This is a genomic window from Rhodococcus sp. BP-160 (assembly GCF_019836205.1).
Classification (GTDB): Bacteria; Actinomycetota; Actinomycetes; order Mycobacteriales; family Mycobacteriaceae; genus Rhodococcoides.
On sequence record NZ_JABUEK010000001.1, the window covers coordinates 1,279,425 to 1,306,129 of the forward strand.

Annotated in this window: 26 protein-coding genes; 18 read left to right on the plus strand and 8 right to left on the minus strand. The window is 66.5% G+C overall.

Annotated features, from left to right (window positions below):
- Positions 1-5 precede the first annotated feature (5 nt).
- Positions 6-746 carry an IclR family transcriptional regulator gene (locus HQ306_RS06095; RefSeq protein ID WP_222629341.1) on the minus strand — a complete coding sequence of 247 codons (741 nt, stop codon included), beginning with the start codon at positions 744-746 and terminating at the stop codon, positions 6-8.
- Positions 747-845: 99 nt separating this feature from the next.
- Between HQ306_RS06095 and HQ306_RS06100 the strand changes: the two genes are divergently transcribed.
- Genes HQ306_RS06100 through pcaD form a run of 5 tightly spaced genes read left to right on the plus strand, consistent with a single transcriptional unit; the run spans position 846 to position 5,862 of the window.
- The gene (locus tag HQ306_RS06100) at positions 846-2,030 is read left to right on the plus strand and encodes a 4-hydroxybenzoate 3-monooxygenase (RefSeq protein ID WP_222628287.1); all 1,185 of its coding nucleotides are present in this window, start codon (positions 846-848) and stop codon (positions 2,028-2,030) included.
- Complete coding sequence (gene pcaH, locus HQ306_RS06105) at positions 2,030-2,776, plus strand: protocatechuate 3,4-dioxygenase subunit beta (RefSeq protein WP_222628290.1); 747 nt, start codon at positions 2,030-2,032, stop codon at positions 2,774-2,776. The genes HQ306_RS06100 and pcaH overlap by 1 nt, the downstream gene beginning before the upstream one ends.
- Positions 2,766-3,407, plus strand: coding sequence for a protocatechuate 3,4-dioxygenase subunit alpha (gene pcaG, locus HQ306_RS06110; protein WP_222628293.1), 642 nt, complete (start codon positions 2,766-2,768; stop codon positions 3,405-3,407). The genes pcaH and pcaG overlap by 11 nt, the downstream gene beginning before the upstream one ends.
- Positions 3,404-4,717 (plus strand): lyase family protein, encoded by a 1,314-nt coding sequence (locus HQ306_RS06115; protein ID WP_222628296.1) that lies wholly within the window; start codon positions 3,404-3,406, stop codon positions 4,715-4,717. Before pcaG ends, HQ306_RS06115 begins: the two co-directional genes overlap by 4 nt.
- Positions 4,714-5,862 (plus strand): 3-oxoadipate enol-lactonase, encoded by a 1,149-nt coding sequence (pcaD, locus tag HQ306_RS06120; protein ID WP_222628299.1) that lies wholly within the window; start codon positions 4,714-4,716, stop codon positions 5,860-5,862. The genes HQ306_RS06115 and pcaD overlap by 4 nt, the downstream gene beginning before the upstream one ends.
- Before the next feature lie 13 nt (positions 5,863-5,875).
- Here pcaD and HQ306_RS06125 read toward each other — a convergent pair whose 3' ends face one another.
- Genes HQ306_RS06125 through HQ306_RS06140 form a run of 4 tightly spaced genes read right to left on the minus strand, consistent with a single transcriptional unit; the run spans position 5,876 to position 9,693 of the window.
- Complete coding sequence (locus HQ306_RS06125; RefSeq protein WP_222628301.1) at positions 5,876-7,396, minus strand: long-chain fatty acid--CoA ligase; 1,521 nt, start codon at positions 7,394-7,396, stop codon at positions 5,876-5,878.
- Between the two features lie 28 nt (positions 7,397-7,424).
- Positions 7,425-7,886 carry a MaoC family dehydratase gene (locus HQ306_RS06130; RefSeq protein WP_222628304.1) on the minus strand — a complete coding sequence of 154 codons (462 nt, stop codon included), beginning with the start codon at positions 7,884-7,886 and terminating at the stop codon, positions 7,425-7,427.
- Positions 7,883-8,788: an amidohydrolase family protein gene (gene couO / locus HQ306_RS06135; protein WP_222628307.1), complete on the minus strand. Its 906-nt coding sequence runs from the start codon at positions 8,786-8,788 to the stop codon at positions 7,883-7,885. The genes HQ306_RS06130 and couO overlap by 4 nt, the downstream gene beginning before the upstream one ends.
- The gene (locus tag HQ306_RS06140; protein WP_222628311.1) at positions 8,785-9,693 is read right to left on the minus strand and encodes an SDR family NAD(P)-dependent oxidoreductase; all 909 of its coding nucleotides are present in this window, start codon (positions 9,691-9,693) and stop codon (positions 8,785-8,787) included. The genes couO and HQ306_RS06140 overlap by 4 nt, the downstream gene beginning before the upstream one ends.
- A gap of 105 nt (positions 9,694-9,798) precedes the next feature.
- Here HQ306_RS06140 and HQ306_RS06145 point away from each other — a divergent pair, with 105 nt between their 5' ends.
- Positions 9,799-10,224: a MarR family winged helix-turn-helix transcriptional regulator gene (locus HQ306_RS06145; protein ID WP_222628314.1), complete on the plus strand. Its 426-nt coding sequence runs from the start codon at positions 9,799-9,801 to the stop codon at positions 10,222-10,224.
- Here HQ306_RS06145 and HQ306_RS06150 read toward each other — a convergent pair.
- Entirely contained in the window at positions 10,193-11,788 is a 1,596-nt protein-coding gene (locus HQ306_RS06150; RefSeq protein ID WP_222628318.1) for an IclR family transcriptional regulator, read from the minus strand. The genes HQ306_RS06145 and HQ306_RS06150 overlap by 32 nt on opposite strands.
- Positions 11,789-11,992: 204 nt before the next feature.
- Between HQ306_RS06150 and HQ306_RS06155 the strand changes: the two genes are divergently transcribed.
- Both HQ306_RS06155 and HQ306_RS06160 read left to right on the plus strand, forming a co-directional pair.
- Complete coding sequence (locus tag HQ306_RS06155) at positions 11,993-13,063, plus strand: maleylacetate reductase (RefSeq protein ID WP_261770315.1); 1,071 nt, start codon at positions 11,993-11,995, stop codon at positions 13,061-13,063.
- Positions 13,060-13,998 (plus strand): dioxygenase, encoded by a 939-nt coding sequence (locus HQ306_RS06160; RefSeq protein ID WP_222628323.1) that lies wholly within the window; start codon positions 13,060-13,062, stop codon positions 13,996-13,998. The genes HQ306_RS06155 and HQ306_RS06160 overlap by 4 nt, the downstream gene beginning before the upstream one ends.
- A gap of 22 nt (positions 13,999-14,020) precedes the next feature.
- Here HQ306_RS06160 and HQ306_RS06165 read toward each other — a convergent pair whose 3' ends face one another.
- Complete coding sequence (locus HQ306_RS06165; protein ID WP_222628326.1) at positions 14,021-14,668, minus strand: TetR/AcrR family transcriptional regulator; 648 nt, start codon at positions 14,666-14,668, stop codon at positions 14,021-14,023.
- Between the two features lie 134 nt (positions 14,669-14,802).
- Between HQ306_RS06165 and HQ306_RS22095 the strand changes: the two genes are divergently transcribed.
- The 6 genes from HQ306_RS22095 (at position 14,803) to HQ306_RS06200 (ending at position 22,019) form a co-directional block, all read left to right on the plus strand.
- A complete protein-coding gene (locus HQ306_RS22095) occupies positions 14,803-17,463 on the plus strand; it encodes a bifunctional 3-(3-hydroxy-phenyl)propionate/3-hydroxycinnamic acid hydroxylase (protein ID WP_261770269.1) in 2,661 nt (886 codons plus the stop codon).
- A gap of 200 nt (positions 17,464-17,663) precedes the next feature.
- On the plus strand, positions 17,664-18,818 hold the full coding sequence (locus HQ306_RS06180; RefSeq protein WP_222628329.1) for an acyl-CoA dehydrogenase family protein: 1,155 nt from the start codon (positions 17,664-17,666) through the stop codon (positions 18,816-18,818).
- On the plus strand, positions 18,815-19,834 hold the full coding sequence (locus tag HQ306_RS06185) for an LLM class F420-dependent oxidoreductase (RefSeq protein ID WP_308115479.1): 1,020 nt from the start codon (positions 18,815-18,817) through the stop codon (positions 19,832-19,834). The genes HQ306_RS06180 and HQ306_RS06185 overlap by 4 nt, the downstream gene beginning before the upstream one ends.
- Positions 19,831-20,835 (plus strand): NADP-dependent oxidoreductase, encoded by a 1,005-nt coding sequence (locus tag HQ306_RS06190; RefSeq protein WP_222628332.1) that lies wholly within the window; start codon positions 19,831-19,833, stop codon positions 20,833-20,835. The genes HQ306_RS06185 and HQ306_RS06190 overlap by 4 nt, the downstream gene beginning before the upstream one ends.
- A gap of 82 nt (positions 20,836-20,917) precedes the next feature.
- Entirely contained in the window at positions 20,918-21,391 is a 474-nt protein-coding gene (locus HQ306_RS06195; RefSeq protein WP_222628335.1) for a helix-turn-helix domain-containing protein, read from the plus strand.
- Positions 21,392-21,680: 289 nt separating this feature from the next.
- Complete coding sequence (locus tag HQ306_RS06200; RefSeq protein ID WP_222628338.1) at positions 21,681-22,019, plus strand: hypothetical protein; 339 nt, start codon at positions 21,681-21,683, stop codon at positions 22,017-22,019.
- A 41-nt stretch (positions 22,020-22,060) separates the two neighbouring features.
- Here the strand turns inward: HQ306_RS06200 and HQ306_RS06205 are convergent, their stop codons facing one another.
- Positions 22,061-23,266 carry an aminotransferase class V-fold PLP-dependent enzyme gene (locus tag HQ306_RS06205; RefSeq protein ID WP_222628341.1) on the minus strand — a complete coding sequence of 402 codons (1,206 nt, stop codon included), beginning with the start codon at positions 23,264-23,266 and terminating at the stop codon, positions 22,061-22,063.
- A gap of 167 nt (positions 23,267-23,433) precedes the next feature.
- Here HQ306_RS06205 and HQ306_RS06210 point away from each other — a divergent pair, with 167 nt between their 5' ends.
- The 4 genes from HQ306_RS06210 to HQ306_RS06225 are packed head-to-tail and all read left to right on the plus strand — an operon-like array spanning position 23,434 to position 26,606.
- Entirely contained in the window at positions 23,434-24,609 is a 1,176-nt protein-coding gene (locus tag HQ306_RS06210) for a PLP-dependent aspartate aminotransferase family protein (protein WP_222628344.1), read from the plus strand.
- Positions 24,602-25,207 carry a helix-turn-helix domain-containing protein gene (locus HQ306_RS22545; protein WP_222628346.1) on the plus strand — a complete coding sequence of 202 codons (606 nt, stop codon included), beginning with the start codon at positions 24,602-24,604 and terminating at the stop codon, positions 25,205-25,207. Before HQ306_RS06210 ends, HQ306_RS22545 begins: the two co-directional genes overlap by 8 nt.
- Positions 25,200-25,937, plus strand: a complete 738-nt coding sequence (locus HQ306_RS06220) for a B3/4 domain-containing protein (protein ID WP_222628348.1) — start codon at positions 25,200-25,202, stop codon at positions 25,935-25,937. The genes HQ306_RS22545 and HQ306_RS06220 overlap by 8 nt, the downstream gene beginning before the upstream one ends.
- A gap of 3 nt (positions 25,938-25,940) precedes the next feature.
- Positions 25,941-26,606 carry an FMN-binding negative transcriptional regulator gene (locus HQ306_RS06225; RefSeq protein WP_222628351.1) on the plus strand — a complete coding sequence of 222 codons (666 nt, stop codon included), beginning with the start codon at positions 25,941-25,943 and terminating at the stop codon, positions 26,604-26,606.
- The last annotated feature ends 99 nt before the right edge of the window (positions 26,607-26,705 follow it).

Sequence of the window (26,705 nt, forward strand, 5' to 3'; positions counted from 1 at the left end):
GCGGGTCACGTATTTCCGTTACGCATCAGGACTTCCCGGTCGAGCATGCGACCGACACCCCGCGCTGCGACGGTCATCGCGGCAACGAAGCGAGCGGTGTCACGACCGAGACGCGGCACCACGACGCCGAGAGCAGCAACTGCGCTCCCGTCGGCGAGCACCGGCACGGCCACCGAGCACGCCCCCAACGTCATCTCCTCGGTCGTGGTCGCGAATCCGCGTCGGCGAGCCTCGTCGAGCTGTGCGGTCAGGACGGACCGATTGGTGAGCGTGTGAGCAGTCTGCCTGCTCAGCCGGTCCATCACCCTGCGTCGGACGTCGTCGGGCGCATAGGCGAGGAGGATCTTGCCGACCCCCGTGCAGTGCATCGGCAACGTCTCGCCCACGCGGCTGACCACCGGGACCGACGTGCTTCCGGCCAGACGGTCGAGATACAGCGCTCTGTCACCCTCTCTCACCGCCAGATGCACTGTGGCCCGCGTCGCCGCGTGGAGGTCGTTGAGGAAGGGCGCGGCGACGTCGCGGAGGTCACTCTGGACGGCTGCGAGCAGGCCGAGGTGCCACATCCGCGGACCCACTTCGTACTCCATGCCGTGACGGACCAGCGCGCCGTGCTCCACGAGCTGACGGATGATGCGCATCGAGGTCGGTCGTGGCAGACCTGCGCTGTCCGCGATCTCGGCGAGCCGCAGGGTGCGCCGGGACGTCGAGAATGCGTCGAGCACCGAGAAGACACGACCCACCATGGAGGTCGTGCCGACGGCCTCCGACGACTCCTCGGTGAATGTCACTCAGTGACACTATCCCGTCGACGGCAGTGGTGGCTGTCACTACCGTTCCCGGACATGACCACGACACGTACGCAGGTCGCCATCGTCGGCGGCGGCCCGGCCGGCCTGCTTCTGTCCCATCTGTTGCACGTCGCCGACATCGACAGCATCGTGCTGGACACCCGGAGTCACCACCGGATCGCGACAACGCATCGCGCCGGCATCCTCGAACAGGACAGCGTCAGCCTGCTGACGGACAGTGGTGCATCCCACCGCGTTCTCGCCGACGGTCACGAACACGAGGGAATCCACTTACGGTTCGACGGAGTCAGCCATCGCATCGACTTCCGCCGCCATGCCGACGCCTCGTGCTGGCTCTATCCTCAGACCGACGTCTTCCTCGATCTTCACGCGTGCCGCACACGAGACGACGGTGACCTTCGATACGGTCTCGGCGACACGGAGATTCACGATGTCGACGACCATCCCTATGTCACGTACACCGACGACGACGATTCGGTACACCGGGTCGATGCCGACATCGTCGTCGGAGCCGACGGTTCGCGAAGCATGTGTCGCGCATCCGTTCGAGGCGCGACGCAGTACTTCCGCGAGTATCCCTTCGCGTGGTTCGGGGTCATGGTCGCGGCTCCGCCGAGTGCACCCGAACTGATCTACGCCCGGCACCGCGACGGCTTCGCCCTCATCAGCCAACGGACGGCGGACGTACAGCGCATGTACTTCCAGTGCGACGCCGCGGAGGACCCCTCTACGTGGTCGGACGACAGGATCTGGGAACAACTGCGGACCAGGCTGTCCGGCGACGACGGATTCGAGCTGAAACACGGTGCTGTTCTGGAGAAGTCGGTGCTGCCCTTCCGTAGTTTCGTACAGACACCGTTGCGCAGCGGTCGCCTCCTCCTCGTCGGGGACGCCGGTCACACCGTGCCTCCGACAGGCGCCAAGGGACTCAATCTGGCGCTCGCCGATGTTCGAGTTCTGGCGGAGGTCCTGGAACGAGCATTCACGACAGCGGACTTCGACGTCCTGTCCCGGTACAGCGATCGGGCTCTGGCCAGGGTGTGGAAAGCCCAACACTTCTCCTACTGGATGACGACGATGCTGCACCGACTACCCGACACCTCGGATTTCGACGAACAACGCCAGTTGGCCGAGTTGACGAGCATTGTCGGCTCCGACAGCGGCTCCGCCTACCTCGCCGAGGGCTACACGGGGTGGCCCACGACAGGACGGCCGTGATGTCCGTCCCGCCCGACCCCGTTCTCCCTACCGCCTTGCCGTCGCAGCCCTATCGCGATCAGTCGGCGGATCACGCGCCGCGAGACTTCGCCGACTACCGCACCACCTCGCTCAGGCATCCGCGGTCACCGTTGATCCTGTTGCCGCAAAGGTTGACCGAGATCACGGGTCCTGTTCTGGGCGACGGGCGGGTCACCGAGGCCGATTCCGATCTGACGTCGGTCGCCGGCGGGGAGGCGCAGGGCCAACGCATCGTCGTGCACGGGCGCGTACTCGACAGCGACGGGCACGCGATCCCGAACACTCTGGTCGAGGTGTGGCAGGCCAACGCAGCCGGTCGGTACCGACACGCACGCGACACCTGGGCGGCACCGCTCGATCCGCATTTCGACGGTGTCGGACGTGTCCTGACCGATGCGCTCGGACGCTATTCGTTCACCACCGTCAAACCCGGTGCGTATCCGTGGGGTAATCACGCGAATGCCTGGCGACCGGCGCACATTCATTTCTCACTCTTCGGCACCGCCTTCACCCAGAGGTTGGTGACGCAGATGTACTTCCCGGACGACCCGCTCTTCTTCCAGGATCCCATCTACAACTCCGTTCCCGACGGTGCGCGTCAGCGCATGATCGGTGTCTACGATCACGATGCGACCCGCGAGAGTTGGGCACTGGGATTCCGCTTCGACATCGTCCTGCGCGGCCGCAACGCCACTCCGTTCGAGGAAGAAGACCATGACGACTGATACACCGGAACCCGTGTTCTCGCCGCGCTATTCGCCGACGCCCGGCAACTTCACGACGGTGCCGTTCGGTCAGACCCCCTCGCAGACGGTCGGACCGTACCTCCACATCGGACTGCCGTGGCCGGACGGGCCCGATGTGGTTCCACCCGGCACCGCCGGACGAGTGGGCGTCTCGATCACCGTCATCGACGGGTCCGGAAGTCCCATCGCCGACGCGATGATCGAGACCTGGCAGGCCGACGCCGCCGGCCGTTTCGATCACGTTGCCGATCCTCGAGGACGCGCTGCACCGTCACCGCACGGATGTCGAGGCTTCGGCCGGGCAGTCGCGGACGAGACGGGCACGGCTACCGTCTACACCGTCAAGCCCGGCGCACTTCCCGCGGAGGACGGTCGCACGGAGGCGCCCCACATCGATATCGGCATCTTCGCGCGGGGAATGCTCGAACGCCTGGTCACCCGGGTCTACTTCCCGGACGAGACGGAAGCCAATGCGGTGGATCCCGTGCTGTCTACGGTGCCCGTCGAACGCAGGTCTGCTCTGATCGCCGATTCGGTGCCCGGTGGATACCACCTACGGGTCGTCGTCCAGGACGAGAACGGGCTGGAAACCCCGTTCTTCCTGCTGTGAGCTCACCGTTGTTCGACCCCGTGTTCGGGTCGAGCGCTGCATCGGCCGCTGTGAGCGACGCATCGTGGATCCGCGCGCTTCTCGACGTCGAGGTGGCGCTGGCACACTCGTGTGCTGCCGCCGGCCTCGTTCCGGCACTCGATGCAGCCGAAATAGACCGTGCAGCAGGTCAACTGGCGATGACCCTCGACCCTGCCGGGCTGGGCCACGAGTCCGCGGCCGGCGGGAACCCGGTCATCGCACTCGTCGAGAGACTGAGGTCTGCCGCCGATGTTCCACCTCGGTCGGTCCACCTGGGTGCCACCAGCCAGGACATCATGGACTCCGCACTGATGCTGTTGATGCGCAGAGCCGGCGACGTGGTGCTCGGCGACGCGCGGCGGTGCGTCGACGCGGCTGCGGGACTGGCCCGTCGGCATCGCGACACCCCGATGGTGGCACGCACACTGGGACAACAGGCAGTGCCCACCACCTTCGGGGCCGTGGCTGCTGGGTGGGCAGTCTCCATTCACGACGCCGCGGTCGCCCTGTCGAGGACGCTCGACGCAGCTCCGGTCCAATTAGGCGGCGCTGCAGGCACTCTTGCATCCCTTCATCCCCACGGACCCGCCGTGTCCGCCGATCTTGCACTACGCCTCGGTCTCCGGAATTCTCCCGGACCATGGCATACCGACAGGGTGCCGCTCGCACGCATCGCGACGGCCTTCGGTGTTCTCGCCGGGGCTGTGTCCGGACCGTCGTTCACCATCGTCCTGCTGAGTGCGACCGAAGTAGGCGAGGTGTCGGAGAATGCACCTGGTGGTTCGTCGGCGATGCCCCACAAACGCAATCCCGTCGCCGCGATCACCGCTCGGGCCGCCGCATCGAGGGTTCCCGGCTCGGTGGCCACCATCCTGTTCGCGATGTCGCACGACCACCAACGCGCCTCGGGCGCGTGGCATGCCGAATGGCTTACCACCACCGACATCGTTCGCGGGACAGGCGGCGCCGCGGCACGTCTCGCGGACTGCCTGACCGGACTGCGCGTGCACACGGACGTGATGCGTCGCAATCTCGACATCACCGGCGGAGCGATCCTTGCCGAGCGTGTCACTGCCGCATTGGCCGACCACACCGACGATGCGCGCGTGATCGTGACCTCGGCGTGTGTCGACGGCAGACCGCTGGACGAGGATCCCGCTGTGCTCGAACATCTGAGCGCCGACACGGTGCGAACACTGACCGACCCGGAGCAGTACACCGGCCATGCGGCCGACTTCGTCGATTCTGCGCTCGGCCACATCACCGGCACCTCTGGAGGGACCTCATGACCGTTGCACTCGCCCACGACGTGATCGTCGGACCGCACGGAGCGGGCACCGTGGTTCTGCTCGGCTCGCTCGGATCGGATCGATCGATGTGGGACCCCCAGATCGCACCGCTGTCATCGACCGCAACGGTGGTCAGAGCCGATCATCGCGGACACGGGGGCAGTCCGGCCCCGGACGGTCCCTACACGATCGCAGACCTCGGACACGACGTACTCGCTCTGCTCGACGACCTCGGGGTCGCGCGTGCGCATCTCGTCGGACTGTCGTTGGGAGGGGCAGTCTTCCAGTGGATCGCGATACACCGACCCGAGCGCGTCTCATCCCTCACGCTGCTGTGTACCGCTGCGCGGTTCGGTGACTCCACCGCGTGGACAGCTCGCGCCGACACCGTGCGACGCGACGGCCTGAGCTCCATCGCCGGCTCGATCGTCGAACGGTGGTTCACTCCCGCACTGGCCGATCGCGACCCCGAACTGGTCGAGAGGTCACTCGCGATGCTGCACGGCGTCGACGCCGAGGGATACGCAGCATGCTGCGAGGCTCTCGCGGTGTGGGATGCGCGACCGGACCTCGACCGCATCACGGCACGCACACTGGCCGTCGCCGGTGACGGGGATCCCGCGACGCCCTCCTCGGTCATGTCCGGACTCGCCGAGGGCATCCGGGGCGCCCGGATGGAAGTCGTCGGTCCCGCTGCTCACCTCGCGAGCATCGAACAGGCGGGAAACGTCACCCGTCTGGTTCTCGAGCACATCGGCGCCGATCCCGGCCGCGCCCGAGCCCGAGCCATCGGTGACTCGGTACGACGGTCGGTACTCGGTGACGAGCACGTCGATCGCGCAACGGCCGCGGCCACTGCCTTCACGGAACCTTTCCAAGATTTCATCACTCGCACCGCATGGGGTGACATCTGGAGCAGGCCCGGGCTCGATCATCGCACCCGCCGACTGCTCACGCTCGCGATCCTGACCGCGATGGGCAACGAGCACGAGCTCGACATGCACATCCGGGCCGCGCTGCGCGCCGGGATACCACCGGAGCAGCTTGCCGAAGTGTTCCTCCACACCGCCGTCTACGCCGGAGTCCCCAACAGCAACCGTGCGTTCGCCTCGGCAGCATCCGCTCTACGAGACGCGGACAGCTGACGAACGGACGTGCTCACTCGGCTGCCGCACCCGCGTCGCTCTCCGAGTAACGTTCGCGGAGTAGATCTTTGCGGATCTTGCCGGTCGGGTTCCGCGGGATGTCGTCCACGAGCACGTACCGCTTGGGCAGCTTGTACCTGGCGATCCGACCACCGAGTGCGTCGGCGAGCGAGCCGATCGTCATCTCGGCGGCGTCGGTGAAGGTGACCGCTGCCACGGCCGACTCGCCCCATCGCGGGTCCGGTACGCCGAACACTGCGCAACTCTCGACTCCGGGGAGGTCGAGCAAAGCGGCTTCGATCTCGGCCGGGTAGATGTTCTCGCCGCCGGAGATGATCATGTCCTTGAGCCGATCGACGATCGTGATGAAGCCCTCCGCGTCGGCGATCCCGATATCGCCTGTGCGAAGCCACCCGTCGTCGAAAACCTCCGCCGTCGCATCGGGTCGCCCCCAATACTCCGTCATGACGTTCGGTCCCTGGATCTGGATCTCCCCACGCTCACCCGCGGGCACCGGATTCGACATTCCGTCGACGATCCTGACATCGGTGAAGGTGTGCGGTACCCCGGCAGTGCCGACCTTCCGTTCGGCGTCCACCGAGGCCAGGATCGTGGCTCCGGGTCCACTCTCGGTCAAGCCGTAGCCCTGGCACATGGTGACGCCACGCTCGGCGTACGCGCGCAGCGTGCGGGGTGGTACAGGCGCCGCCGCGACGACGATTCTGCGCAGCGATGTCAGGTCGGTCTCGGCCCAGCGGCTGTGGGCCACGAGCGAGTCGAGAATCGTCGGTACACCGAACGTGTAGGTCACAGAACGTGATTCGACGATGTCGAGTACTCGACCGGCGTCGAAACCCTCCTCGACGATGACGACGCCGCCCTTGAACAGGATGGGAAGAGCGACCATGTCGAGGGCCGCCGTGTGGAACAGCGGCGCACACACCAGTGCGACCTCGTCGCTGCACAGATCCAGATCGAGGATTGCGTTCAGCACGGCGAACAGTACGTTGTCGTGCGACATCACGACGCCCTTGGGCCTACCCGTGGTGCCGGATGTGTACATGATGAAGCACGGATCCGCTCCCCCCACAGCCTCGTCGATGCGCCCGGAGTCGGCACCCGCGACGAGCGTGTCGTACTCGTCGTCCAGCACGATGCGCCGCACGCCGGACACTCCGACGGCGGTAGCGGCGATGTCACCGAGTTCCGCCGAATGCACCAACACCGAGAGGCCCGAGTCCTCCACAGCGAACGCGACTTCCGGAGCCGTCAGTCGTGCGTTCAGAGGTACGAACACGGCACCGAGAACTCCACAGGAGAACAGCAACTCGAGGTATGCAGGGTGATTGCTCGACAGGATCCCGACCCGGTCGCCGCGTCGCACACCCAGCCCTCGCAGAACGTGAGCGAGGCGCACCGTACGGTCGTCGACTTCGTCGTAACTCAGTGTTCTGCCCCTGAACTCGATCGCCGAGGCACCGGGGCTCTGCCTGACTCGCCGACGAATCCACGATCCCACACCGTGATCACGCATCTCGATCCGTTCTCTCGTTCTCGGTCTGTCAGGCGAACATGCGGTGGACGGCCTCGGCGACCACCGCGGGACGCCGGCTTCCCTCCAACTCGATGGTTGCGGCGATCGTGACCTGGGCGCCGTTCTCGGCGAGCTCGTCGTATGCCGTCACGACGGCAGCCAGGCGCACACGACCGCCGGCCGGCACCGGACTGACGAACCGAACCTTGTTCAGCCCGTAGTTGATCTTCGTGGTGACGTCACCGACGACGAGAAGCTCCTCCCACATGGGGATGATCAGAGACAGCGTCAGGTAACCGTGCGCCACCGGACCACCGAAGGGGCTTTCGGCCGCCGCGCGGACAGGATCCACGTGGATCCACTGGTGATCGTCCGTGGCGTCGGCGAAGGTATCGATCCGCTGTTGCGGTACATCGATCCACGAGCTGGTGCCCAGCTCGGTGCCCACCAGACTCTTCAGCTCGGCCAGAGTCGCGATTCGCGTGGTCATGAGGTCTCCTTCGACGACAGGCCCAGGGCGGCCAGTGCATTGGTCTTGAGTACGAGAGGACGAACGTCGTCCCGGATGTCGAGCTGCGCGAAGTCCTTCATCCACCGATCCGGTGTCAACACCGGGAAATCGGAACCGAACAACACCTTGCGCCGGAGCATCGAATTCGCGGCCCGCACGAGCTGTGGTGGGAAGTATTTCGGAGACCAACCCGACAGATCGATGTACACATTGGACTTGTGGGTGGCAATGGAGATCTGGGCGTCGGCCCACGGAACCGCCGGGTGCGCCATGATCACCGTCAGGTCGGGGAAGTCCGCGGCGACGTCGTCCAGCAGCATCGGGTCCGAGTACCGCAACTTGATGCCGTGCCCACCGGGCAGGCCGGCACCGATGCCGGTCTGACCGGTATGGAACAACGCCGGCACGCCGGCTTCGGTGATGGCCTCGTAGAGCGGGTAGAACCGTCTGTCGTTCGGCTCGAATCCCTGCAGGCTCGGGTGGAACTTGAATCCGCGCACACCGAACTCGTCGACGAGCCGGTGGACGCGGCGAACCGCCGCAGCACCCTTCCACGGATCGACGGATCCGAAGGGAATCAGGACGTCGTTGTGGCGGGCTGCACCCTCGGCGATCTCCTCGACCGAGTTCGGCGAATGTCCGGTGGCTGCCTCGGCATCGACGGTGAACACCACGGCGGCCATGTTGCGGGCGCGGTAATGGTCGGCGATCGCGTCGATACTCGGGGTGCGGTCCGCGCCGGACCCGAAGTACTTCTCCGACGCCGCCATCAGGTCGTCGTCGAGCGATCGGTGTCCACACCCGTCGACCTCCACGTGGGTGTGCACGTCGAGCGCGACGATGGCATCGACGTCGACGGCGCATTCGTACTTCGCACTCATGACGTCGGCTCGGTCGGGATGTTCTCCCCGACCGACTGCAGGCTGTCGGCGAACGTCGATGCCCAGGCAGCCGCGATGTCCTCCGCTGCCCAGCCGCCGTCGTGGTAGGACGTGGCGGTCATGTCCGGATGAGTCCACACCGCGAGGCGGTCGCCACCGACAGCGAAGGCCTGCCCCGTGATCTCTGCACCCGCGTCGCTCGCGAGGAACGAGACGATGCCCGCGGCGTCGATGGGAGTGCCGAAACCGAGCTCGCGACGCGCGAACGGCGGAAGCTCCTCACCGTGACGCATGGCGTCGATGTACCTCTGCAGGAACGGAACACTCTCGGTCATCGACGTCGCCGCGACCGGGCACACCGCGTTCACGGTCACCCCGGCACGCTTCAGCTCCATCGCCCACGTTCGAACCATGCCGACGATCCCCGCTTTGGACGCGGAGTAGTTCGTCTGCCCGAAATTTCCGCGCTGGCCCGCCGGTGAGCCGATGCACACGATCCGTCCACCGTCCCCCTGTGCTCGGAAGTGGACAGCGGCTGCACGCGCGCAGGTGAACGTCCCGCGCAGATGGACGTTCACCACCGAGTCGAAGTCGTCGTCGGTCATCTTCCACAGAACCTTGTCGCGAAGGATGCCTGCGTTGGTGACCATGACGTCGAGTCGACCGAAGTTGTCGACGGCGGTGGCGACGAGTTCGTCGGCGGTGTCAGCGCTGCCGACCGGTGCGACCACGGCCACCGCCCGTCCACCCGCCTCGCGGATCGACGAGACGGCGGCCTCAGCGGTCGTTCGGTCGATGTCGTTGACCACGACTGCCGCCCCGTGGCGCGCAAGGTCCTTCGCGTAGGCCAGACCCAGTCCCTGGCCGCTGCCGGTGACGACGGCCACCGTGTTGTCGAGCCCCATATCAGTCTCCTTCTCGTGATCCGACATGACATAAACATCAATCATTGACATTGTCAACGATTAATATTCGCTACGATCGCTCCGGAGCAGAGAAGGAGGGATCACATGATCGACACCTCGCCCCTGTCCGACGACATCGGGTTCCTGTTGACCCGCGCGGGGACCTCGATGACACAGGCCGCCACCACAGCGTTGGCGCCCTTCGATCTCCGCGTTCGTTCGTATTCCGTCCTGGCGCTCGCATGCGAGGGTGAGGACGGCATCGGCCAACGACGGATCGCCGAGAAACTCGGCCTGGATCCGAGTCAGATAGTCGCCCTGGTGGACGACCTCGAGGACCGCGGCCTGATCTCCCGAACCGTCGACCCCGACGATCGCCGACACAAACGGATCAGCGCGACGACGGCAGGCCGGACGCTGTGCGCCGACGCTCAGCACGCTCTCGGCGCGGTACAGGCGAAAATCCTGAATTCGCTCGACGACAACGCTGTTCGGCGACTCAGACGGGTTCTCCAGTCGCTGGTCCCGTGACCCGTCCGGTGCTCGATCGACGCGCGACGTCGAAGCCCAGATGACGGGAGAGTTCCGCGGCTCCCCGGACCACCAGGTCGGTCGCCGAGAGCCCGTCGCCACGGTCGGCGAGCACACCCTCGCGCAGTCCGCTCAGGGACAGCGACGCGGCGACCTCGCCGCGGTGGTCGAAGATCGGGGCGCCGATCGCAGCGATGCCGGGTGTGACGGTGTTGTCGCTCAGCGCGACACCGCGTGCCCGGATCTCCTCCAGTTGCGCGACGAGGGCCGTCCGGGAACCCACGTCGTCGAGCTCGACGGAGGCGTACTTCTCCCAGTTCTCCCGGTCCTCGAAGGCCAGCAGCGCCCGGGGGGCGGCACCGACGTGCAGGGGCAACGACCGCCCCAGACGCAGAACTCGACTGTTGACCCGGATGCCGTCGATCCGTTCGATGCACACCGCTCGGTTGCCGTGCCGGATACACAGGAACGTGGTCTCACCGGTGGCCCGGTGGATCTCCTGCAGCACGGGCACTGCTGCCCGTCGGATATCGAGTCGCCGAGCGAATTCGCCGGCCAGCGACAGCACACGTCTCCCGACGCGGTAGCCGCCGCGGTGACCGATCTGCTCCACCCACCGGAGGCCGGAGAGTGTGGCGAGCATGCGGTAGACCGAGCTGACCGGCTCGTCGATCACGTCGGCGAGCCGGGCCGAGGTGACGATCCGCTCGTCCGCGAGCGCGTCCATCAGGGCGCCGGCCTTGACGATCAGTGCCGGAGCGCGGGTCCCGGTCGATGTGCCGGGCCGGTGGAACACGGCGCCGGGACGCGGGCCGATCGACGGGGGCCGATCCATGATGACTGCGAGCGCCTCGGCCGCGACCGTGAGCACCCGACCGGCTGCCTCCTCCTGTGCGAGCACGTCGGCTCGTAGTCCGGCGACCGAGATGACGCCCGCGGCGGTGCCGTCGCTGCGCCGCACACACACGGCCACGGACGCCACGCCCTCGACGATCTCGTTGTCGTCGACGCTCCATCCGCGGGCCACGGTCCGGTCGAGTCGGGTCCGTACCTCCTCGGCGGTCACCGGGGTCCCGGAGGCGACGCGGTCCAGCGATCCCGCGAGAACGGCGTCGACGGCTTCCTGCGTGTCGGACGCGAGAAGCGCGCGCGACGCGGCACCGGCATGACGGGGCAGGATCCGCCCGGGGGCCAACTCGCGCATGTCCACGCTCGCTCCGTCGACCAGATCGAGGCACAACACGCCGTCGTCGTGCCGTACGCAGAAGTACACGCTCATCCCCAAGCGCTCGCGAACCCAGTGCAGTCGTGATCGCAGTTCTGCTCGGTCGACGAACGCTTCCACGGCCGCATCGCCCCACCGCACCATCGCGGAACCGAGTTCGACGCGACCGTCACCGGTCGGCCGCATCACCTCGAGTTGCTCGAGGGCGACCACGATGCGATGCACGGTCGGGCGTGGCTCGGCAACTGCCAGAGCGAGTTCCGCGGATGTCGACGGCCCGAGTCTGCTCACCTCGTCGACGATCTGCCCGGCCTTGGCCACCAACGCAATGGCGTTCACTCGGTGCTCGTCCTCTCTGTCACGGCGCGACTGTGTCCGCAGCGATGATGTTACTGAATGGACATGGTGTTCACAGGGTGATAGTAAATGTCCGATGATGAGGACCGACCTGGCGCCACCGGACGGGTCGGACCACCTTCGGGACATCAGAGGGGCAGGGAGATCGACATCGTGATTCGTGACTTCGTGTACGACGCCAACCCGATGCGGGTGCGTTTCGGTTCGGGCGCGCTGGCGTCACTGCCCGAGGAACTCGGGCAGATCGGACTGGATCGGGTGTTGGTGCTCTGTTCACCCGGCCGGGAGGACACCGCGGAACTCGTCGCCGGTGTGCTCGGAGACCGATGCGTCGGAGTGCGCGCGGACGCGGTGATGCATGTCCCGGCGGTCGGCGCCGAGCGCGCCGGCGCCGCGGCGGTCGACCTGGGGGCGGACGGATGCGTCACCGTCGGTGGCGGGTCCGCCATCGGCCTGGGCAAGATCATCGCGCTCGAGCACGGCCTTCCCATCGTCGCGGTCCCCACCACCTACGCGGGATCGGAGATGACCCCGGTGTGGGGTCTGACCACCGACGGGCGGAAGGAGACCGGACGGGACCCGAAGGTGTTGCCTCGCAGCGTCGTCTACGACCCCGATCTCACCGTGTCCCTGCCGGTAGGGATTTCGGTGACCAGTGGCATCAATGCGATGGCGCACGCCGTGGAGGCGCTCTACGCCCCCGATGCAAGCCCCATCATCTCCCTGCTCGCCGAAGAAGGTGTTCGAGCACTCGCGTCCGCGCTGCCCGCGATCGCAGCCGAACCCGGCGACCGGGAGGCGCGCAGCGACGCGCTCTACGGCGCGTGGCTGTGCGGGGCGACCCTCGGCGCGACGACGATGTCGTTGCACCACAAGCTCTGCCACGCCCTCGGCGGCACGCTGAACCTGCCCCACGCGCCCACGCACACCGTGGTGCTCCCGCACGTCCTCGCGTTCAATTCTCCCTACGCACCCGCGGCCGTCGCCGCACTCTCGCGTGCACTGCCGGGTGACGGCGCCCCCGCGGATCGGTTGTGGCGGCTCTCGCGTGAGCTCGGTGCACCGAGCTCACTGCGCGAGTTGGGTATGGCCGAGGCGGACATCGACCGCATCGCCGACGAAGTCACGAGCCGCTCCTACGGCAACCCTCGACCGATCACCGCCGAGAATGTCGCATCACTGTTGCGAGCTTCCTTGGCGGGCGACCGACCGACCACCACACCGTCACCGAGTACAGATGAGCGAGAGCAGTCATGACCGATCAGGGCACGCCCGTCGTCACCCCCGAGCAGGCCACCACGGCGCAGGACACGGTGGAGCAGACGTTGACAGCCACCGTCCTCCGCTCGTTCGACGGCTGCGCCGACCCGCGACTGAGAACGGTGATGCAGTCACTGGTGACTCACCTGCACGCCTTCGTCCGCGACGTACGCCTGACCGAGGACGAATGGAACACCGCCATCGAGTTCCTCACCGAGGTCGGCCACATCACCGACGACCGCCGCCAGGAATTCATCCTGCTCTCCGACGTACTCGGGGCCTCGATGCAGACCATCAACGTCAACAACGTCGCCCACGGCGACGCCACCGAGGCAACGGTGTTCGGGCCGTTCTTCGTCGAGGACGCGCCGCGCATCGACAACGGCGGCGATCTCGCCGGCGGCGCCGCCGGACAGCCGTGCTGGGTCGAAGGCACCGTCCGCGACACCGACGGGCATCCCGTACCGAACGCACGCATCGAAGTGTGGGAAGCAGACGAGGACGGCTTCTACGACGTCCAGTACGACGACGACCGCGTCTCCGCACGCGCCCACCTCTACAGCGACTCCGACGGCGCCTACCGATTCTGGGCCCTGACTCCCACCCCCTATCCCATTCCGCACGACGGACCGGTGGGACGCATGCTCGCCGCGACCGGCCGCTCCCCGATGCGCGCCTCACACCTGCACTTCATGGTGAGCGCTCCCGAGCTCCGGACGCTGGTCACCCACATCTTCGTCAGCGGCGACGACCTTCTCCGCCACGACACCGTGTTCGGCGTCAAGGACTCTCTGGTCAAGGACTTCGTCGAACAACCCGTCGGCACAGCGACTCCCGACGGCCGAGACCTCGCGGACACCACCTGGTCGCGTGTGCGCTTCGACATCGTCCTCGCCCCCGGACGCACGGACAGTGGCGATCTTCGATCGTGACGCCGACTACCGGCGGCCCCTGTCACGAACGCGTGGACGCCGTGGCCGGGGACAGGAGATAACCGATCACGACATCCGTGAGTCGATGCCGGAGGTCGCTCCAGTCGAGGGTGTCGATGTCATCGTCGGCCGTGTGCAACAGTCGATAGGACAGTTCCGCGTCGATCAGATGGAAGACGAAATCGATGGCGGCGGCACGGTCCGGATGCGACACGGGGACACCGTCCAGCACTCGCGCGAAACGAACGCCCGTCTGATCGACCGCACGCAGGCCCACGTCATGGACCGCGGGGCTGGCTACACCGAGATGTAGGAAAACCTTCAGTACGCGCGGCCGGCTCATGACGGCATCGACTGCTGCGCCCACGGCGAAGGCGATCACCTGCTCGGGTTGCGCATCGTCGGCCGGAGTCGGTCCGTGGTCGTATCCGAGTTCGACCTCTCGCCGAAGAGTCTGCGCGAAACCCTCCTGCACGGCTGCCAGTAGCCGATCCTTGTCGCCGAACCGCCGGTACACACTTCCGACCGACACACCCGCGCGAACGGCCAACGCCGGCATGGTCAATGCATCCACTCCGCCCTCCATCAGGAGCGCGTACGCCGCCTCTGCTATCAGTTCCTGCGTACGACGGCTTCGTGCCTGAACGGCGACGGGCGGGACAGCGGTCATCTCGTCACTGTAATGCCACCCTTGACCCTCTCCATATGCAAATGTACAGTCACGTTCACATTCATTGTGACACCCGTCACCACCCGCCCTCACGTGCAGTCGACCGCACTGCGCAGCGCCGAGCAGGAGCAGCCATGAACAATCCGAGCAGTGACGTCTTCGACGTGGCCATCGTCGGTTACGGCCCCACCGGTCTGGTAGCCGCGGCCAACCTGGGCCGCCTCGGCCATCGCGTGGCGGTGGTGGAGCGGTGGCCGAATCTGTACGGCAAGCCGAGGATCACCCACATCGACGGCGAGACCGCACGAGCAGTGCAATCCGTCGCCGATGTCGATCGCGCTCTGCGTGATTCGATTCCGGCCTCGTACACCTGGGTCAACGGTCGCGGAGATGTTCTTCTCGACGCTCGGATCGACGGGCACCGACCCATGGGTTTCGACGCCGACTACTCCGTCTACCAACCCGACATCGAGGATGCCATCGACGAGCGCGTCCGCTCGTCGGCGTCGGTCGAGTTCCTCCGCGGATGGGCGTTCAGCGGACTGACGCAGGACGAGGACGGCGTGACTCTGATGATTGCGGAGTGGGATCCGTTGCGTCGCAGCCGAAGCGACCAGATCCGCGAGATCAGAGCGAAGTACGTCATCGCGGCGGACGGTGGGCGGAGCGAGGTCAGATCTGCCCTCGACGTCTCGCGCGTCGATTTCGGGTTCAACGAACGGTGGCTCAACGTCGACGTCGAGTGGGTGAATCCACCCGACCCCGAATTCGCCGGAACCCGGCAATATTGCGACCCGGCCCGCGGACACATGTTCATGCAGATCGGAAGTTCGCGGCAAAGGTTCGAATTCGCCCTGATGGACCGCGAGAGCACCGAGGATTTTCTCGACCCGAACCGGGCATGGAGTCTGCTGAAGGAGCATCACGGACTCGGCCCCGACGACGTCCGCTTCATCCGCCAGATCGTCTACACGTTCGAGTCCCGCATCGCCGACGACTGGAAGGTGGGCAGAGTCTTCCTGGCCGGCGATGCCGCACACACGATGCCGCCGTATCTCGGACAGGGCGCGTGCGGCGGTATCCGCGACGCCGTGAACCTGACGTGGAAGTTGGATCTGGTGTTGTCGGGTCGGGCGTCGACGGACCTCCTCGAGACCTACGAACTGGAGCGTCGTCCACACGTGACCGCTCTGACGCACGGTTCGATCATGTTGGGGGCCATCGCCAACATGCATGATGTGGACAAGGCAGCGGAACGAGACAGGGCGATGTTGTCCGGAGAAGTGTCCCCGCCGCCGCTGGGTCCACCCCCACTGACATCGGGAGTGATCCGCACAGGGCCCGAGGGCACCGCGCTCCCCCGCGTCGGGACTCTGGTCCCTCAGGGACGCATCCGCCGGTTCGGCCGAGTGGGCCGATTCGACGACGTCGTCGGAGCCGGGTTCGCGCTGGTCGTCCGCGACGTCGTGGCACTCGACCGACACCGGCTGGCGCTGCTGAATCTCATCGGTGTCGAAACCGTGGTGCTGGCCGACATCGATGACGTGGACGGGGTGTACGAGTCCTATCTCGACGACCTCGACGTCTTCGGCTACGTCACGCGTCCGGACTTCGTGCTGTTCGGCACGACGCCCGATGCGGACGGTGTCGGTGACCTCATCGACGATCTCGCCCACGCACTCCGGATCACCGACATCGGCGAGTCGGACGTCGAGGGCCCGGCCGCTGCCCTGCACCGCGAGATCCCGTACACCCGCCTCACCGACTACGGGATGAACTCTTCGGACGCACGCGACCTGCTCGATGCGACGGCCCGGGGTCGGCAGTGGTCGGACGTGGCGTCGGAGTGTGCCGATCGCCGCCGCGAACAGGGCCGCGTCGCCGAGGAGAGCGGACACCTCCTGACCGCACACGCTGCGTACACCGCGGCAGCGGCCGCCGTGTACGTCGCTCAGATGGCGGTTCCGGTCACCGATGCGAGAAAGCGCCGGCTCTATCAGCGCCACGTCGCTGATCTCACTTCCGCTGCAGCAGTGAGCGAGTCCGCCGTCGAGCGGCTCCACGTTCCCTATCTCGACGGCGAATTGAGCGGATGGCTGCTCCTGCCGGCGTCACGTGCTCCACACGCGACGGTCATCATCTGGGGCGGTCTGAACGGTTGGGGCGCAGCTTTTCTCGGCATGGCCCGCGCGCTGACCGACCGGGGTCTGGCCTGCGTTCTCGCGGAAGGACCCGGGCAGGGTCTCCCCTTGCTCGAACACGACCTCGTGCTGGACGAGAACGTGACCGCCGGTTTCTCACGGTTCATCGACGTCGTTGTCGCCGATCAACGACTGAACGGACCGATCGGGATCCAGGGCAACAGTTTCGGTGGGCTGTTCGCGGCCCATCTCGCCGCCGTCGATCAGCGAGTCGACGCGGTGGGCATCAACGGTTCGCCCGCAGCTCCGTCCCTGCCTCCGGGCGCTCCCGCCGCCGCGCTGGGTGCCTTCGCTGCGGTCATGGGAAGCGCGGACCGGAAGCGCATCGACGCCGTACTCGATTCCTTGCGCTTCGACCCGGAGCGGAGCGGCATCACTGTTCCGACCCTCATCCTGCACGGTGACACCGACCCGCTGGTCGACGACAGCAATCCTGTGATCTACCGACGAGCCGCCCTTCCCGCCACCACGACCTACCTGCACTGGTCAGACGGGGAACACACGCTGTACAACCACGCCGCGGAACGCAACGCCGTGATCGCGGATTGGTTCGCCGACACACTCGCCGCTCGGGTCGACCGACCCGCCGGATGAGCGACGACGTGTCCGCTGTCGACGGGAGCCGGGTACGTCGACGGGAGCCGGGTACGTCGACGGGTCGTCACGGCATCTGGCCATCGCGCTACCGGCGCCGAGACTCGAGATGACTGTTGCGAAACTGGTTCACAAACTGAACTCCGAGTGGTAAGAAGTATGAACCACTCCAGTTCGCACCAGTGACGGGACGAAGACCGATGACCATCACAATCGACGACACGCATTCCGAGGCGACGGCGCACGAGGGCATCACCGACGTTGCCGAACGGATCGCACGAGCCGCGCACGGCATGGCGGATCGCATCGACGGGGACAGGCGACTTCCCGCCGACCTGATCGACGCGTTGACATCTTCCGGGCTCCTGAACGCCTGCACTCCGGCCGATCTCGGAGGGATGGAGCTGCCGCCCGGCGAGGCATTTCGTTGCTCGGAGGCATTGGCGCGGGGAGATGCGGCGACCGGGTGGTGCACCTCGATCGCGATCACGAGCGGTCTGCCTGTCGCATTCCTGCCCGAAGCCACCCGGAACGACCTGTTCGGTGGCGGGCACACGGTCGCCGGAGGGGTGTGGGCGCCCCGCGGGACAGCGCGCCGTGCTCCGGGTGGGCTGGTGGTCTCCGGGAGATGGCCCTTCTGTAGCGGTGTCACTCACTCCGACGTGCTGTTCCTCGGCTGCCTGCTGGACGGCGAGCACCGCATTCTGGCCGTACCCACGTCGGACCTGACGGTGCTCGACACCTGGCACACCCTGGGCCTGCGCGGCACCGGAAGTCACGACACGGTTGCCGACGAGGTGTTCGTGCCCGAGGAGCGGGTGTTCACGCTCGCCGGCGGGCCCCTCATCGATCGCCCGTTGTTCCGCTTCCCGCCCCTGGGATTCTTCGCACTGTGCATCGCCGCGGCAGCGATGGGGAACGCGCGTGCTGCGATCGACGATCTGGTCGAGCTCGCCGCCGGAAAGCGGAGCGGGGGATCACGTCGAACGCTGGCCGAACGTGCGGCGACCCAGGGCGCCGTCGCAACCGCGGAAGCTGCGCTCGAAGGCGCCAGGGCCTTCTACTACCAATCCATCGACGAGGCGTGGCAGTACTGCCTCGGCGATGTACCCGTGCCGGTCGATGCACGTAACAAGCTGCGGCTCGCCGCCACTCATGGCGCCCGAACCTCCACGACGATCGTGGGGTCCATGTACGACCTCGGTGGCGGCAGCGCGATCTACGACGACTCGCCTCTGCAGCGCCGCTTCCGTGACGCCTTCACCGCATCGGCCCACTTCCAGGTCAACGAGGCCTCACGCGAGTTGAACGGGCGGGTGCTCTTGGGGCTTCCCACCGACACCACGCAGCTGTGACCACGTCGCCTGACAGCACGCGACGGATCAACGCAGCACTGCCGTTGTGGCTGGACCGCGCGGACACCGAAGCGCTGGAGATCGCGACGACGGTCCGCAGGGTCGGGATGGACTCGCTGTGGATCGGGGAGATGGCCACCTACGACTCGTTCGCACTGGCCACTGCCATCGGCTCCCGTGCCCCGGGACTGCGCCTGACCCTCGGACCCCTTCCCATCAGCGTGCGCAATCCGGTCGCGATCGCCCTCGGGGCGAGCTCGGTGGCATCCCTCACCGGACGCTCGGTCGACATCGCGCTGGGTGCCTCGAGCCCGGCGATCGTGGGCGGGTGGCATGGTCGCGAGTGGAACCGTACCGCGGTGCGAATGAGCGAGACGATCGAATGCCTTCGGCAGATCCTTACGGGCGAACGGTCCTCGTTCGAGGGAACTCTGATCCGCAGCAAAGGCTTCCGCTTACGTCACCCACTACCGGATGCGCGAATCGCCGTCGGCGCGTTCGGCCCCAGAATGTGCGAGGTCGCCGCCCGCACCGCCGATGAGATCGTCCTCAACCTGGTCTCGCCGCAACGGGTCCGAGACGTCCGCCGTCAGATCGACGCCGACGCCGCAGCCGTCGGGCGCAGTCGGCCCCGCCTGTCGGTGTGGGTGCCGGTCGCCCTCCGTCCCGGAGATACAGCGATCGCCCAGATCTCCAGCCAACTTGCCGTCTATCTGTCCCCACCCGGGTACGGGGAGATGTTCACGGAGCTGGGGTTCGGCGAACTCGTCGCTCGCGCGCGGGCGGGTGCGTCACGCGCCGCACTGGCCCGCGAGATACCCGCCGAACTCATCGCGGCCATCGGCGCGATCGGCAGTCCCGACCAGATCCACACACGACTGCAGGAATTCCTGGATGCCGGTGCGGACACCGTGGCCGTCGTGGCGTCCACGGCGGAGGACCCCGGCGGTAGCGCTGTCCTGTCCTGCGTTTCGGAATTCCGAGCCACATCACCGCACGAGGAGATCGCATCATGACCCGACTCAACACCCAGTGCCGTCTGGCCTCACGGCCGAACGGTCTTCCCACCTCCGACAACTGGTCCATCGTCGAACGACCGGTGCCTTCCGCCGGCGACGGCGAGTTCGTCGTCGAGGTCGGCCACCTGTCGATCGATCCCGGCACCCGAGCCAGCATGAACGCCGGCGACTCCTACCTGCCGGCAATACAGATCGACGCGGTGATGCGTGCGCTGGCCGTCGGCACCGTGATCGAATCACGGCACGAGAAATTCCCGGTGGGTTCCGACGTCTCCGGAATGTTCGGTGTGCAGGACTACGCCGTGTCCGACGGCACGGACGTGACCATCATCGACACCTCGATCGCACCGGCACCGGTGCACCTGGGCGCCCTCGGCATCAGCGGGCTCACAGCCTATTTCGGCTTGCTCGACGTCGGTCGACTGCGCGCCGGCGACACGGTGGTGGTGTCCGGCGCGGCCGGATCGGTGGGCAGTATCGTCGGCCAGATCGCTCGACTTCACGGGTGCCGCACCATCGGCATCGCGGGAGGCGAGGACAAGTGCCGATGGCTGGTGGACGACCTCGGTTTCGACGCGGCCATCGACTACAAGAGTGCGAGCCTGCGACGCGAACTGAGAACCCACGCACCCGACGGGATCGACGTCTTCTTCGACAACACCGGCGGACCCGCCCTCGAGGCCGCTCTCAACCGACTCGCGCGCGGAGCCCGAATCGTATTGTGCGGTGCGATCTCCCAGTACAACGAACCCGGATCCGGCCCCGCCAACTACATGCAGTTGCTCGTCGCGCGCGCGTCCATGACAGGCTTCGTGATCTTCGACTACGAGGACCGCTATCAGGAAGGTGCGGACGCACTGGCGGCGTGGCTGGCGGCGGACGAACTGAAGGCCCCGATGTCGCTGCGGCGCGGTTCCGTCAGCGATTTCCCGGACACGATGCTCGAGCTGTTCCGAGGTGGGAATCAGGGCAAACTGATTCTCGAACTCGAGCACTGACCGCAGTCCGGTGACCGGTACGCACGATCTCGCCGACGGACGGCCGGTCGACGGTGCCGCACCCGACTACGATGACGTCATCATGAGAGACGATCCCCTGTCGCACAGATTCGACCATGAATCGGTAGCGCGAGCCCTCGGCGTCGTCGGCGAGCGCTGGACGATGCTGATCCTGCGTGAGGCCTTCTTCGGCGTGCGACGTTTCAGCGACTTCGTCCGAAATCTCGGTATCCCGCGTCCGACGCTGTCGGCTCGACTGCGCACTCTCGTCGACAGTGGACTTCTCGAGAAGGTCGCCCACCCGGACGTCGCCGACCGTCACGAATACCGCCTCACCGACGCGGGCAGGGACCTGTTTCCCACCATCGTTCTCCTCATGCGGTGGGGCGACCGGCACCTACCGCATCCTGCTGGTCCGCCGATCCTCCTACGCCACGGGCCCTGCGGTCGGATCGCCGCTCCGCGACTGGACTGCGATTGCTGTGGACAGGAGATCACGGCAAGAAATGTGTCGGCGGAAGCCGGGCCGGGGTTCGCGGGAGAATCGGGGTCCTGATCCGACGCTCGCGCAGGATCGGCGGGCAGGCGGAACCGACGTGGTCTAGACATGGGGAGTCGGTGCGGTGGTGGTCGGGGCCCTCCGGCCGCGCGTCCTCTCCGTGTCCACTCCTGCTTCGCGGTGTCACTCCATCGGGTACTTTCCGACCGTTCATCGCAACCTTGTCACCAATGTCCCCCGACAATGACATCCTCGCCCGGGGCAACCCGGGGCAGTCCTGCCCACCGCGGGAAGAGAGGCAGCAATGTCGGCAGATGACGGCCATCCCGCTGATCTCGATCGTTGCATGTCCGCTCTCCAGTCTGCGCTGACTTTGCAGGAGGTCGGGGCGGCGTTCCCCGGGACCGCAGCTGCCGTTCTGGACGCCGACGTCATCGGTCTCTACCGTTTCGACGCGGTGGGTGCGCCGCTGTCGGAGGTGTTGTCCGACGCAGAAGGCACATTTCTCCAGAACTGCGAGGACTACGGCCGAGCTGCCTTTGTCTCGATCTTCCTCGCCATCTGCGGCCCCCTGGTCGGAGGTTGGATTGCCGGTAGCAGCCCCGGGTATCAGGTCAACTTCTACGCGTTCGCCGCAGTTGCCGTGGTGGGATGCCTCGCCGTCGGTGCAGTGCGAAAACTCTGACCACGCCTCACCGAGGCTGCGATGCACGATCACGACAGCTGTCAGCCCCGCACGATGTGCCGCACACGATCGACCACGAAGTCGACCTCGTCGGTCGTCGTGTAGTAGTGCGGCGACAGGCGCAGCACAGGTGGCAAACGGCGAGTCGACGAGTCGAGCGGCGTGCTGGCAGGGGGCGAGACCGACACGTTGATGTCGTATCGCGCGAGGGCCGTCTTGATGTCGTTCGCCGACATCGCGTCGTGGGTGAGCGTGACGATCGCGGCGTGAGTTGTTCCGCGGTCCCGAAGAGTGACGCCCCGGATATCGGACAGTCCGGTACGGAGACGGTGGACGAGTTCGGCGTTCCGGATCCGGATGCGGTCGATGCCGACCGCGACGGCATAGTCGACGGCGACCCCGAGACCTAGACGCGCGGCGTAATCCGCCTCCCAGGTCTCGAATCGCCGTGCATCGTCACGTAGTTCGTAGTGGTCCGGCGCGACCAGCGGAGCGCCGAACACGTCGATGAAGGCTGGTTCCAGTGAGGTGAGCAGATCACGCCGCACATATCCGAAACCGGTGCCGCGCGGCCCGCGGAGGAACTTGCGGCCCGTCGCGGTGAGAACATGGCACTGGAGTTGCTCGACGTCGATCTCCAGTTGGCCGACTGCCTGGCATGCGTCGAGCAGGTACGTCGCGCCGTGTTCTGCGGCGATTCGTCCGACTTCGACGGCCGGACATATCGACCCGCCATTGGTCGGTATCCAGGTCGCGCTGATCAGACGCACACGGTCGTCCATCGATCGTTCCAATGCCTCGAGATCGAGATCGCCGGAGGAGTCGTCGGGGATGACGTCGACTGTCGCACCTGTCCGCCGGCATACCTGCAGTAGTGCGACATAGTTGGCCGCGAACTCGGACTCGGTGGTGAGGATACGGTCACCGGGCTCGAACGTCAGCGAGTAGAACACGCGTTGCCATGCTCCAGTCGCGCTGTCCGCCAACATGATCTCGTCCCTCGACGCACCGATCATCCCGGCGATACTGTCGTAGATCGCATCCACGCGGGAAGCACTCTCGGCGAACGCCTCGTAGCCACCGATGTGCGCTTCGAGCGAGACATGACCGATCACGGCGTCGACGACAGGGGTCGCCATCATTGCTGCACCCGCATTGTTCAGATGTACGCGCGACGACACGCCGGGCGTCTCCGCACGGAAGCGGGCGACATCCTCGCCGGTCAGGGTGCGGGCCGACTCGTTCATGCGTGACCACCTCTGTCGATGCGGGCCGGAGTATCACTCCCCGCACTTCCCCGGCGGGTAGTCGAGTGCACTGCCCCCACATGAATCGCCGGATTCAGCCGGTGCTCTGGGTACTATGATGCATCATACTGCACTGTCGAGTTTCTCTCACGGCGAACTGGAGAATCATGAGCCATTCATCCCAGCGAACTGACGTCGGCAACATTCGAGCGGCGAGTTCCCCCCTTCGCCCGGAATCGCTGGCGATACGCGCCGGCAGAGGGACAGGCGCCTTCGGCGATCCACTCAACGTCCCGATCACACCCGCGTCGAATTTTCTCGCTGCACCCACCTCGGACGGTCGTGAGTACTCGAGGGACGACGGAACTCCCTCCTGGGAAGCGCTGGAGGAAGTCCTCGGCGCCTTGGACGGCGGCGATGCCGTGGCATTCTCGTCCGGCATGGCAGCGGCGACCGCTGTGCTCGACTGCATGCCCTCGGGGTCGGTGATCGTGGCTCCCAACGCGTGCTATTCGGGGGTCCTCGCCGGGCTCGAGGACGGCCGTGTCTCAGGACGGTGGACTCCGGTACTGGTGGACATCTCCGACACTGCGGCAGTATCGGCGGTCGCCGCGGACCTGGTCTGGATCGAATCACCCACCAACCCGCTCCTCGAGGTCGCAGACATCGCCGCGATCACTGCCGCCGCCCACGACGCCGGAGCCCTCGTGGTCGTGGACAGCACCTTCGCGACGGCGCTGCGGCAGCGACCGCTCGATCTCGGTGCCGACATCGTCATCCACAGCGCCACCAAGTTCATCGGTGGTCATTCGGACCTTCTACTCGGTGTCGTCGTGACGTCCGATGCGAGTCTGCTCGCTCGGCTTCGCAGACGACGCGAGGTCGGCGGAGCGACTCCCGGTGCTCTCGAGACGTTCCTCGCGCTGCGGGGAGTACGCACGATGGCGTTGCGGTTGGCCCAGGGCGAGAGGTCGGCAGGTGAACTCGCCCGACGCCTGCACCAGTCGCCGCACGTGCAGCGGGTGCGGTATCCCGGACTTCCCGACGACCCCGGTCACGCGCGCTCCACGCGACAGACGAGTGGCTACGGCGCGATCCTCGCGTTCGAGCTGGCCGACGCCGCCACTGCGGACAGCGTCTGCGAGGCGGTCGACCTGATCGTGTCCGCCACCAGCGTCGGAGGCGTCGAGAGCACGATCGAGCGGCGCGCCAAACTACCCGGCCAGGAGCATGTGCCCGCCGGACTACTCCGGCTGAGCGTGGGATGCGAGGACATCGAGGACCTGTGGAACGACCTGACGCGCGCGATCGACGTCGCCGTCTCCGGGCTGTCGCGTGGCTGACGACTCCGCGCAGCTCGCCTCTGCCATCGGCGCTCGTGTTCGGCACGAGAGGCATGCGCTCGGGTGGACGCTGGACCGTCTCGCCGATACGGCAGGAGTAAGTCGGCGCATGCTCGTCAACGTCGAACAGGGCAGCGCGAACCCCAGCATCGGCACTCTTCTCAAGCTCAGCGACGCACTCGGTGTGGGCTTGCCCGCGCTGGTCGAGCCGCCGGTCCCGGACCCGTTACGCGTCACCCGACAGGGAGAAGGCGCTGTCCTGTGGCGCGGAGACGCCGGCGGACGCGCCATTCTCGTCGTCGGTACGTCACCCCCGAACGTGGTCGAGTTGTGGGACTGGACGCTGGGTCCCGGCGACTGCCATCGCAGCGAGGCGCACGCGCCCGGCACCCGCGAGTTGTTACACGTCCGGTCCGGCAGCTGCACGATCGAGGTGGCCGATCGATCGGTTCACCTCGACGCGGGGGATGCGCTGACCTTCCGCGGCGACGTCGCCCACGCCTACCTGAACGTCACGGGGACGCCGGCAGCGTTCGCCCTGACCGTTTTCGAACCCCACGTGGGAGAACACGACAGAACGGATAGTCGTCATGCCTGAGGAGATCGATCTCGAACGAGTTCTCGACGGCGTCCACGTCGACGACGCGGTGTTCACGCTCCGCCCGGACTATCGAGTCGTGGTGCTGGCGGCGGACGGCCTGGAGCCGGGGCCGAGCAGTGTCGCCAGCGAGGCTCTGCTGCAGAAGGCGGAGGACCACGCACGACAGGTTCTGCTCGACACCGCGGTCGAAGACCTACCGCACATCGCCGCGTGGCGAGATGCGTACCGTGCTTTCGGCGCCAAACCTCAACGCACCAGGAACAGCGCGGAGGCCTTGCTGCGCAGAGTCGACTCGGGACTCCCCCGCGTCGACAGACTCACCGACACCTACAACGCGGTCTCGGTGCTTCATCAGGTACCCCTCGGTGGCGAGGACCTGTCGACCTACGCCGGACCCGCGCGGCTCGTCCGCGCCCGCGGGGACGAGCCGTTCGACACCACCGACAGGGGTGAACCGGTGCTCGAACACCCGCTACCGGGCGAAGTGGTCTGGCGGGACGACATCGGCGTGACCTGCCGACGGTGGAACTGGCGACAGGGCAGCAGGACACGACTGACCGAGCGCAGCACATCTGCATTGTTCATCTTGGACACGCTCGCAGCATTTCCTGCCGAATCTCTCACGGAGGCCGTGGCCCTGCTCAGCGGTCATCTCGACCACATGGGACCGAACGTCCGGACAGCCACGAGACTGATCGAACAGTCCGACGCGACGAGGGGCGACTGAGAAGTGTTCATTCAACCCTGGGATGCGGCGTTCTCGACGGCCGAGTGGCGCGAGTGGTTGGCCACGACGGACCGGTTCGGCACCCTCGTCGTCAACAACACAGACCCGTCCCGAGCACCGGTCGCCGTGCCCACACACTTCACCATGTCGTCCGACGAGGCGTTGGTGCTTCACCTCGCCAGACCCAATCCGATCTGGTCGCACCTGGAATCGGCTGCGGAGGTGCGACTCTCGGTCATCGGCGACTACGCCTATGTACCGACGTTCTGGCGCGCGAAGAACGGTGCGCCGGAGCACGAGGGTGTACCCACGAGCTACTACGCCGCCGTTCAGTTCGTGTGTCACCCCACGATCGTCGACGATCCGCAGGAGAAGGCCGACCTCCTCGAGACACAGCTCGCCGACTTCCAGCCCGAGGGGCGATACAGCACCGTCACCCCCGACAATCCGCCCTACGGCCGAATGTTGTCCGGCATCCGCGGAATTCGCCTCGACGTGCTCGAGGTCGAAGCAAAATTCAAGTTCGACGATGCGAAACCCGTCGAGTTTCGTACCCGAATCAGCGAGTTACTCGACCAGCGCTCGGTGGGCCTCGACGTTAGAGCAGCAGCGCAGCAGCGGCGGCGCGTCGACGTGGTGCGCTCGCGGAATCCCCGACACGACGAGTGATCCGAGGTATCGGGCGGGCCGGTCGCCGGCACGGGTGGTCATCGAGAATCGATGGTCGACAACAAAATAGATACTTCGATGTAAGATCCATTTTTTGCG